This is a genomic window from Microcystis sp. M44BS1, from assembly GCF_020244875.1.
In the GTDB taxonomy this organism is placed as follows: Bacteria; Cyanobacteriota; Cyanobacteriia; order Cyanobacteriales; family Microcystaceae; genus Microcystis; species Microcystis panniformis.
The window spans coordinates 65628-75767 of sequence record NZ_JADBVM010000153.1 but is presented as its reverse complement, the minus strand read 5'-3'; the positions used below and the strand labels follow the sequence as shown (position 1 = coordinate 75767).

Annotated in this window: 6 protein-coding genes and 3 pseudogenes; 6 read left to right on the top strand and 3 right to left on the bottom strand. The window is 40.5% G+C overall.

Features of this window, described 5'->3' with window-relative positions:
* Both IM515_RS12570 and IM515_RS12565 read left to right on the top strand, forming a co-directional pair.
* Positions 1 to 200 (top strand): annotated as a pseudogene (locus IM515_RS12570) (hypothetical protein); the annotation flags it as partial.
* An 843-nt stretch (positions 201 to 1043) separates the two neighbouring features.
* Positions 1044 to 1403 (top strand): annotated as a pseudogene (locus IM515_RS12565) (response regulator); the annotation flags it as partial.
* On the opposite strand, the gene IM515_RS12560 reads toward IM515_RS12565, so the two are convergent.
* Complete coding sequence (locus tag IM515_RS12560) at positions 1396 to 2640, bottom strand: RNA-guided endonuclease InsQ/TnpB family protein (RefSeq protein WP_287627213.1); 1245 nt, start codon at positions 2638 to 2640, stop codon at positions 1396 to 1398. The pseudogene IM515_RS12565 and the gene IM515_RS12560 overlap by 8 nt on opposite strands.
* Positions 2641 to 2689: 49 nt before the next feature.
* On the opposite strand from IM515_RS12560, the pseudogene tnpA reads away from it, so the two are divergent.
* Positions 2690 to 3088: pseudogene (gene tnpA / locus IM515_RS12555) on the top strand (IS200/IS605 family transposase); the annotation flags it as partial.
* A 114-nt stretch (positions 3089 to 3202) separates the two neighbouring features.
* Complete coding sequence (locus IM515_RS12550; protein WP_287627217.1) at positions 3203 to 3490, top strand: helix-turn-helix domain-containing protein; 288 nt, start codon at positions 3203 to 3205, stop codon at positions 3488 to 3490.
* 52 nt (positions 3491 to 3542) lie between these two features.
* Here IM515_RS12550 and IM515_RS12545 read toward each other — a convergent pair whose 3' ends face one another.
* Both IM515_RS12545 and IM515_RS12540 read right to left on the bottom strand, forming a co-directional pair.
* Positions 3543 to 4544, bottom strand: coding sequence for a phosphoribulokinase (locus tag IM515_RS12545; protein WP_287627212.1), 1002 nt, complete (start codon positions 4542 to 4544; stop codon positions 3543 to 3545).
* Positions 4545 to 5389: 845 nt separating this feature from the next.
* A complete protein-coding gene (locus IM515_RS12540; RefSeq protein WP_002768060.1) occupies positions 5390 to 7213 on the bottom strand; it encodes an EAL domain-containing protein in 1824 nt (607 codons plus the stop codon).
* A gap of 660 nt (positions 7214 to 7873) precedes the next feature.
* Here IM515_RS12540 and IM515_RS12535 point away from each other — a divergent pair.
* Together IM515_RS12535 and IM515_RS12530 are read left to right on the top strand one after the other, a co-directional pair.
* Complete coding sequence (locus IM515_RS12535; protein ID WP_287627211.1) at positions 7874 to 9400, top strand: bifunctional aminoglycoside phosphotransferase/ATP-binding protein; 1527 nt, start codon at positions 7874 to 7876, stop codon at positions 9398 to 9400.
* Between the two features lie 46 nt (positions 9401 to 9446).
* Positions 9447 to 10010, top strand: a complete 564-nt coding sequence (locus tag IM515_RS12530) for a Uma2 family endonuclease (protein WP_002768063.1) — start codon at positions 9447 to 9449, stop codon at positions 10008 to 10010.
* The last annotated feature ends 130 nt before the right edge of the window (positions 10011 to 10140 follow it).

The following is a 10140-nucleotide window of genomic DNA, read 5'->3' as shown; positions in this document are numbered from 1 at the left end:
GGGACTTGCGCTTTGATAATGTACCTTTTGGGCGAACGCAGTTCGCCCCTACATTGTGGACAAAATCCGTTACTGTAGGGGCGCAAAGCTTGCGCCCTCCGATCGATTGGGATATTATTCCCACGCAACTCCCTTGGCACAGTGGGGAAAAATTCTGCCTCAATCCAATTGGAGGTGATGGCCAAGGAGAAAATGGGTAAGATCACTATTGACAAATAAACCAAAATGGCATATAACGATAACATCAATAAATATAATGATTAAGATTTACTTTTATCTATAGTTAAATACTATTATTCAGTTAATAATCCTAATTAATCTCCAAATGTATCTTTTTTGTTGACTTAAAATATTTTTGTTGAGAACGTAGGTTGGGTTGAAGCATGAAACCCAACGCCGGCATGGGTTACGCTACCGCTAACCCATCCTACAAATAATTTTGCCTCCTTGCTTAATAATCCTAATGAGTCTCCAAATGTATCCTTTTTTTGACCGAGACCGAAAATGCCTAAGTCCCAATAGACTAAAAAATTAATTGAACCAGAGCTTGGTTCTCTTCTCTGAAAATCCAAGCAAATCGAAGATGTATTTTTGTTAACTAATCGGCTCTTCTCGACTTTGTGTGATAATTTTTGCTTATATAATTTCAAATACTTATCGGGAAAGACTTTAAGGACTATTTTCTTAAATAAACTATCAGTATAGACCTCGTTTTCACACAGGACTCAGAAGAGCCTAATCCTTGCCTAATCTAGATTTGCATGATGTTATAATAGAAGAATTAAAGGAGAAAATTATCGGTAAGTTTTGGTAGATTTGAGTAGATTTTAGGGGGGGGGGAAGTATCTTGGCAAGCTCTGCTTTTAGTAAATATAAATAAAATAATAAAATAAACCGGAAAAAGGGGATTGCCGAATGAAGATAAGAAAGTGGAATTCAAGGAAGGGGGAACGGAGTGAAGTCAATGTTTGGGGGGGACTTTAATAATCCAAAATCCAAAATTATCAAATCATCGCCTGATTCGGTAACGCAGGAGAAAAAACATGGATAAAGTGCAGGTTATCGTTATAGAGGATCACGATCTAACCCGCATGGGGTTAGTGACGGCTCTCCAGCATCGGGAAGGTATTCAAGTGGTAGGGGAAGCGATCAGTGGATTACAGGGACTGAAGCTGCTAGAGGAGACTAAACCCGATGTGGCGATCATCGATATAGGTTTACCCACGATCGATGGGATCGAGTTAGTGCGACGCTTCCAACAAAATCGGGGCGAAAACAGCTTGGCCACGAAAATCCTCATGCTAACCATGCACAAAACCCCAGAACTGGTTTTAGCGGCTTTTGCTGCTGGGGCTGATTCCTACTGTATGAAGGATATTAGCGTCGTTGACATCCTCACCGCCGGGGCCGGACGGTGATTCCCGGCAGATCAAACAAACTTAATTGAACGAGCGACCGCTGGGTTGACGCTTCACGGGATGATGCTTCTTTAACAGAAGTCTTACACTTTCCTCCACGTCCGTTTTTTGAGGTCTCCGATTGCCCACCGGCGACCTTGATATTTACCGCAGCATTGATGTCTCGATCATGGAAAGTCCCACAGAAAAGACATTCCCACTCACGGATATTTAATGCTTTCTTACCGCCGATATTCCCACAACAGGAACATCGCTGAGACGTTGGCTCCCATCGAGAAATTATCCGAAAATCACGCCCATATTTATCAGATTTTGCCGATAGCATATCTCGGAAAGAACGCCATCCTAAATCTGATATAGCACGGGATAACTTGCGATTTTTAACCATTCCCGATGTGTTTAAATCCTCTAAAATTATCGTTTGATTTTCACGAACAACTCTAGTAGATAGTTTATGCAAGAAATCAGTGCGAGCGTCTTTAATCTTTGCGTGGATTTTAGCTACTCGTTTCCTAGCTTTTTCCCGTCGTTTACTTCCTTTCTGTTTTCTAGAAAGGTTTTTCTGTGCTTTTCTTAGTCGTTTTAATCGTTTCTTTAACGGTTTCGGTGCGTCTATCTTTTCTCCTGTTGAGAGGGTAGCAAAGGTAGCAATCCCTAGATCAATTCCCACTGACTCCCCATTATTGGGAAGTATTTCGGACTGAATCTCGACAACAAAGCTGAGAAAATAGCGATCCGCCGCATCTTTAATCACGGTGACGCTAGAAGGTTTAGAAGGTAATGGACGACTCCAAACTATTCTTAGATCACCGATTTTCGCTAAAGTAACGCAGTGCTGGTTAACGGTAAAACCATTGTCAGTAAATCTTGCTGATTGCTTAGATTTACGCTTCTTAAATTTAGGAGGTTTGACTTTTCTTCCTTTTCTCTCTCCCTTGCAAGATGCAAAGAAGTTAGAGTAAGCAGTCTCTAAGTCTCTCAAAGACTGCTGTAAAGGTATAGAAGAAACCTCAGTTAACCACCGCTTTTCTTCTGTTTTCTTGACTTGAGTTAGTCTTTTAGATAACTCAGTATATTTTGGCTTTTTCTCCCCTTGTCGATAGAGTTCTTGACAGTGAGCCAAGGTATCGTTCCAGACAACGCGCACACACCCGAACAACTGAGACAAAAGCCTCTTTTGTTGGTCTGTTGGGTAAATACGGTATTGATACCTCGCTTTCATTGGGTTAAGATGTGTGTGTCTGTATTTATTTTAACTAGGTCTGTTAATAATGTCAAGTCAGTTGCGAAGAGAAAGAAACTCTGTTTCCGATCTAAAGATACACTTGGTCTGTGTGACAAAATACAGAAGAAAGGTCTTTACTGGTAAAAGTCTGACTTTGGTTGAAAAGTCTTTTAGGGAAGTTGCGGAAAAGATGAATTTTCAGATATTGGAATTTAATGGGGAGTCTGATCACATACACGCATTGATTGAATACCCGCCGAAACTATCTATTTCCGTAATGGTCAACTCTTTAAAGGGAGTCTCTAGTCGTAGGTATGGACAAGCTGGGTATCCTAAGCCATACGGGAAAGACGCTCTTTGGTCGCCCAGTTATTTTGTGTCTTCTGTAGGAGGTGCGCCACTGGAAGTTCTTAAGTGCTACATCAAAAATCAGGAAAAGCCGTCGTCAAACGACGGGGTTTTAACCCAAATTTTCGATAAATTAGTCGAGGCGATTTATTGCACCCAGGAAGGCAATCCCTGGATCGATCCTGCGATCGCCAATATTGTCCTGCAACAAGTGCGCCAAAAAGTTCCCGTGGGTGGGGCTGCCGGGGCGAAAACAGTGGCAATTCACGGCGTTGACCGGGAATGTCGTCAATTATTGGAAAATGCGCCCCTAACGGGACGAGAGCTAGAAATTCTCGATCTGATTGTTGCGGGTTACAGTAACGCTCAGATTGCCGGCCGACTCTATATCACCATCGGCACGGTGAAAACCCATGTCCGCAATATCTTAAATAAACTCTCTGTGGATGATCGCACTCAAGCGGCAGTGCTGGCCCTGCGATCGGGATTAGTGGCTTAAAAAAAACCGGCACCCTAACCATATAGGATGCCGGTTCGGTCAAAACTAAAAACTAGACTTGGGCTGCCACTTTTGCTTCGGCTGCCATTAGTTTTTCGTAGGTTTCACGCATTTTGAGACCGACTAACACTTGGAATAAACCCGTACCATTGGTGGAACCGGGATAATCCTTGTGTTTGAGCAGTAATTCCGTCATTTCACCGTAGTATTTAGTGCCGGTTTTGCTCAAATGGCTTTCGATGTAGATCATTTCTTCCAGGTTATCGAATTGACCATCTAGTTCCAGAATCGACACTTCATTTCCCAAGAAGCCATCCGGACCATAGTAGAGTTTAATACCGGGATAAGCGCAGGTCAATTTACGACCACAGGGCCGCCAATCGATGGTGGAACCTTCATCAAACAGATAAGCGGGTTCAAAGTTTTCTACCCCTTCTTTCTGGATTAAACGGACCCGTAGTAATTTACTTTCGTGATCTTCAAGTAATTGGGTGGGTAGCACTTGAATCACCACGTCAGCGTACTGTCTTTGGGGATCGATATAGGCACTGAAATCCGGTTTTCTAGAATTAATGGCCGCCATCACATCATCATAGGTGTGACCGCGCTCGGCCATATCCCGTTGAATTTTCCAGTTAACTTTGACTTCATCGCTAATATCGAGATAAACGCTGAAATCTAATAGGGACCGGACTCGTTCATCATATAAGGGGTGCAGTCCCTCGATCACGATTACCTTATTCGGTTCGATGATTTCGGGGGGATCGATCATCCCCGTTTCATGATTATAAATAGGTTTATTAATGGCTTGACCTCCCTTGAGAGCTTTAATCTGCTCATACATCAGGTCAAAGTTATTCGCTTTTGGATTGAGTGCGGTGACACCCACCTCTTTTCTCTGTTTGCGATCGAGGCAATGATAGTCATCTAAACAGATCACTGTCATAAACTCGGCCCCGAATAAATCGGTCAAACGACGTAAAAAAGTAGATTTCCCACAGCCGGAGTCCCCAGCTACACCGATTAGAACCACGCGCTCTGGCTTATTGGCCATAGTTTCCCTCTAAATACACAACTAATTGTTAACCCATAGTAGTAATTAAACCAGACTCTGGATCCAGCAGCACCCCGCCGCCACAAATTTCTGCTGCTGACAGGTTCGGCAAGAGTCTCACGCTAGAATGAGTAGGTATTTGATACTAGATTCTCTGTTCAGATCATACCGGAATCAGTGACCAAAATCAGTTATCAGTTATCAGTTATCAGTTATCAGTTATCAGTTATCAGTTATCAGTGAAAGGACAGCACTGTTAACGCTCTTCTGGAACTTTCGGAAATCCCCGACGGAATCCAGATTCTGAAACCCTTGGTTGACAAGTGATCGCTAACTTTTTTTCTAATAAAAACTCAAATTTCGGGTTTCTGTTAGTTAGCGATAGCTTGAAGGCTTACCCCATAAGAGAGCTAGAGTTTAGAGACTGTAAGACTTTTGCCAGACTCCCTCCAAGAGCGTTAAGTAGTCGTGCAAAATTAATTTCCTAGTGAAGATAGGCAAGGGGCAAGAGGCAAGAGGTGGTTAGATATGTGTAATTAATTTTGCTTAGGTACTTAATGCTATTTAGGGCTTGCTGAATAAATCTAAAAACCTTTTTGGATAAGGCTTTTAGACTTTTTTTCCCTCAAAAAGTGCCGACCATTGGAGTGATTGGGGGGAAAATTCAGGTAATTTTTCCCTGAAAATTAGGTAATTGACCACCTGAAAATGGGTAAAACCCCACACCCCACCTGCCCCCCCGATGTCGGGGGGGTTGGGGGGGGTCACACCCTGCCCCTAGGAAAAGCTTTTTGCCGCAAACCCTATTTACTCCTCCTTACTAAAAACCCAGATCTGATAACTGATCACTGATCACTGATTACTGAGAGGCTGCGGTGGATGTGGAGAAATTTAGTCATTTCCTCCACTGCTAGAGGGCCACTGATGCGATTGCCTTGCATTCTCTCGCAACCTAATTCTTGCAGGATTTCTAATTGTTGTTGGGTTTCTACTCCCTTGGCGATCACTATTAAGTTAAAACTTTTCGCTATCGCCAACAATGACGAGATAAAACGGGTATCTTGGGGATTATTACTCAGGTTTTTCGTTAAAGATTGCTCTATTTTCAGTTTTTTCACGGAAAATTGACCGAGATAGGCGATCGACGCGTAACCGCTGCCAAAATCATCAAGGGTGATACTAATACCCAATTCCTGCAAATCCCCAAGAATTCGACCAGTTTCGCTGCTATTTTCTAGTAAACTTGTTTCGGTTATTTCCATCTCCAGAAAGAAAGTCCCGATTTTGGTTTCAGTCAAGACTTCTTTGAGGATGGTGAGCAACTGGGGATCCCGCAATTGGTGCGGGGACAGATTGATCGAGATGGGAGTGTATAATAATCCTCGCTGCTGCCATATTTGTGCTTGTTGACAGGCATTTTTCAGTACCCAACGATTAAGCTCAAGGATTAACTCGCTTTCTTGGATTAAGGGTAAGAAACGATTAGGAGCGATTAATCCGAATTGAGGGTGTAACCAGCGCAATAATACCTCTAACCCTTCCACTTGTCCCTGAGTCATATTAACTTGCGGTTGATAGTAAAGAGCTAATTCATTATTTCTGATTGCCTGATAGAGAAAATATTCAACTTTAGAACTACGAGTATTTTTAGGGTGAACATTAACTGACTCTATCCTGGAGTTATTATTGTTGATATTATTCTTGACCGCTACTAAATTTTCCTCCAGTTTCTGTAAAATTATTTTTCTGTCTGTGCCGACGGGGGGACAGATAACTGAACCTAAATTTAATCGCACGGCTAGGGAGTGATTTTCGATTTCGTAATTATTTTCTAGGGTTTTAATAATTCTTTGACTAACTTTTTCCAGATCATTAGCATTATTAATTTGTGGCAGCAGGATAATAAATTCGTCCCCTCCCCAACGAGCGACTATATCCCCCGATCTCAAATTTTTTCTTAACCGTTCACTGACGATTTTTAAGAGCTTATCTCCCAGTCGATAACCTAGTCGATTATTGACATTTCTTAGCCGCTCTACATCCACTAATAACAGACCGAGCATTTGATTACTTTTCTGGGCATTATTAATAGCATTTGACAGATATTCATTAAAGAGAGAACGGTTAGGCAAATTCGTGAGAATATCTAGGAAAGATTCCTCTTGAGTCCTGTTATCAAAACTAATGGTCTGGGATGGGGAATGATGGAGAATTAGGGTACTTTTCGTGTGGAGGTTATCCTGGCTATAATTTGCTTCATTTTCCGTCAGATCCACTCGTAGCTGTCCTGAACTTTTAACCGGTGCTTGCTCTATTTTTTCTTGACTGGCTATTAAATGAAAACTGGCATTTATATCACAGCCAAAGTTAATTAAATCACCATCTTTTAATTCATGAACCAAGCATTTAGACCCATTGACATAAATACCATTATGACTTTTATTCCCTTCTAAATCACCATCAAGAATCCAATAGGAAAAATTTTGGCGATCAATACTCTTTTTAATTAAAGTCGCATGATAGCGAGACGCGTATTTGGAGCGAAGAACAATTTGATTATCGGACTTACGGCCGAGAGAATATTTCATGTCTTCTAGGGTAATTGTTCTTCTCCCTTGAGGATCTTCCACAATGAGGAGATAACGGGAATTGGATGAACCATTAATCATTTTTTCGGTACCTCGACAAAATATAAGTTAATATGCTCCCTCAAAAAGTCATGGCTTATTCGTCTTTGACTTAATTTATTTTCTCAATAAAGTGTTGGGTGTGATTCGGAACAGTTCCTTAACGGCAATTGCGTCACATCTTCTGGTTTCAAGGCCTGAGTAACCCAAAATCTTTGTACCTGTTCAAATTCTGTACTAGGCCGATTATAGTCGATAACATGGCTAAATGCTCGGTTTTTGATGGTAAAGATTGGATAAAGGTTCGATCTTCAAGCTGTCGAGGGGATATTTATAAATATAACTTAAGAAGGAATAGTCAGCATCAAAATTATCTCAAACTAACTGTACCCCTAATTCCTTGTCTTAAAGCTGACCCCGCTTTTAGGGGGTCTTAACGAGTAATTTAGATAGTCAACAGCTTACCGACAATCAGCAATTATCAGTCATCCTTAAACTGGTACAAATGTATGAAAAACCCCGTGTAAGCATCCCACTTGCAAAGCTAATGCTTTCCAGCGTTTGGGGGGTAGAATCCCCCAAGAGTCAAAGATTAAGTGATAAAATCGGAAATAACAGCCAATTTTAGCTGAGGGTTTTCCTGGAAAAATCCCAACCTAGTAAATTTATACAAATGAGATGCAACCGATAGGAGTTCTCGCTATGGATAGCAATCGATTAATCGAAGAATTAAAAAATCCTGACTTTTATCCTCATTCTGTCAAAATTCCCGTTGAAATTATCCAAACCCATGCTTCAATTATCTTCTTGACAGGAGATTATGCCTATAAAGTCAAGAAACCAGTTAATTATAATTTTTTAGATTTCTCCACTTTAGAAAAGAGAAAGTATTATCTAGAACAGGAACTAGAGTTAAATAAAAAAGTCGCCGATAATATCTATCTAGAAGTTTTGTCAATTAATGATCAACAGGGTAGCATAAGTTTAAATGGAGAAGGAAAAGCGATCGAATACGTTTTAAAAATGAATCAGTTTCCCCAAGAATGTTTACTGAGTAAAGTTTTTGAACGGGGAGAACTAACGGAAAAAGCTATAAAATCTTTGGCTGAAAAAGTGGCAGGATTTCATCGACAAGCTGTGACTAATTCCTATATTACTCAATTTGGCAATTTAGAAGTTATTAAACAAGCTTTTGATGAAAACTACCAACAAACCGAGAAATATATTAATTTTGTTCAAACCCAAAAACAATACGATGAAACAAAAGCTTATACAGATAAATTCTTCGCAGAACACCGAGATTGGTTAGAGGAAAGACAAATAAAAGGGATGATTCGCGAATGTCACGGCGACTTACATTTAAATAATATCTGTCAGTGGCAGGGAGAAATACAATTATTTGATCGCATAGAATTTAATGAATCTTTTCGCTTCGTTGATGTCATGTATGATATTGCTTTTACAGCCATGGATTTAACCGCTAGGGGGAGAGAAGATTTCGCTAATTTATTGGTGAATACTTATTTAGAACAAACCGCCGACTGGGAGGGTTTAAAAGTCTTGCCTCTCTACCTGACTAGACAAGCGTATGTGAGGGCAAAAGTCAATAGTTTTCTGCTTGATGGTGACACTTTTTCTGAGAAAATTAAAGCAGATGCACAGGATTATTATCAATTAGCTTGGCAGTACACACAACCGCAGAAACCGAGATTAATTCTGATGTCGGGATTTTCTGCATCGGGTAAGAGTACCATAGGGAAAGTAATTGCTAAAAATCTTAATGCTATTCAGATTCGTTCCGATGCAGTTCGCAAACATTTGGCTGGAATTGACTTAAATCAAACAGGAAGTCTAGACATATATAGTCTCGAAATGAGTCAAAAAACCTTCGCTCGACTGGCGGAATTAGCCGAAATTTTAATAGCTTTAGGTTATCCGGTTATTCTCGATGCACGCTACGATAAATATGCTTGGCGAGAACCCTTATTAACCTATGCCCAAAATTTACAGATTCCTTTTCATATTGTCCATTGTCACGCACCTATAGAAGTTTTAAAACAACGGATTGCCGCTAGAAAAGGCGATATTTCTGATGCTACTATCGAGGTTTTAAATGCCCAAATTGAGAAAACAGAACCTTTTCATGAAAAGGAACAACCCTATCTAATTTCCCTAGACACTACTAATCCCGATTGGCCAGAATTTTTAGAGAGTCAATTAGGTAAATAGGTTGAGATGAATCAATGATATAAAGCAGCAAGAAGGAGAAGTGATTATGGAAACTGTAGTGTTAAATATCGATGCAGTTAATCTGACCGATGAACAATTTTATCATCTCTGTCAGGCTAATCAAACATGGAATTTAGAACGTAATCAAAAAGGAGAATTATTAATTATGCCTCCCGTGGGTGGAAATAGTGGTAATCGAGAAGCTGATTTAATTGCTGATGTAACGATTTGGAATCGTCAAAGTAATTCTGGTAAAGTCTTTAGTTCTTCGACAATTTTTCGTTTACCAAAGGGAGGATATCGTTCTCCTGATGTTGCTTGGATAAAACGGGAAAGATGGGAAGCTTTGAGCGCAGAAGAGCGAGAAAAGTTCCCACCTTTATGTCCCGATTTTGTGATTGAATTACGTTCTCGTACTGATTCCTTAATCTCTTTACGGGAAAAGATGCGCGAATATTTAGCCAGTGGTTTACGTTTGGGTTGGTTGATTAATCCGCAACAGCAGCAGGTGGAAATCTACCGACTAAATAGCGGTGTGGAAATTATTAATTTACCTGCTACTTTATCTGGGGAAGATGTCTTACCCGGGTTTGTTTTGCATTTAACTTAGCAAGGATGACAGGGAATAATACTAAATCCAGTTATTAAAAACTGATTATTTATTCTCCGTTTTGCCTTTTGCATGAGTAGAAAACGGGTTTCTCGGAGAAACCCGTTTTCTGTGCGTTACTCAACGGATT

Bases quoted from the DNA above. Each gene is read 5' to 3' on its own strand.
- IM515_RS12545 (WP_287627212.1), bottom strand. From the start codon at position 4,544: ATGGCCAATAAGCCAGAGCGCGTGGTTCTAATCGGTGTAGCTGGGGAC.
- IM515_RS12535 (WP_287627211.1), top strand. From the start codon at position 7,874: ATGGATAGCAATCGATTAATCGAAGAATTAAAAAATCCTGACTTTTAT.
- IM515_RS12560 (WP_287627213.1), bottom strand. From the start codon at position 2,640: ATGAAAGCGAGGTATCAATACCGTATTTACCCAACAGACCAACAAAAG.
- IM515_RS12530 (WP_002768063.1), top strand. From the start codon at position 9,447: ATGGAAACTGTAGTGTTAAATATCGATGCAGTTAATCTGACCGATGAA.
- IM515_RS12540 (WP_002768060.1), bottom strand. From the start codon at position 7,213: ATGATTAATGGTTCATCCAATTCCCGTTATCTCCTCATTGTGGAAGAT.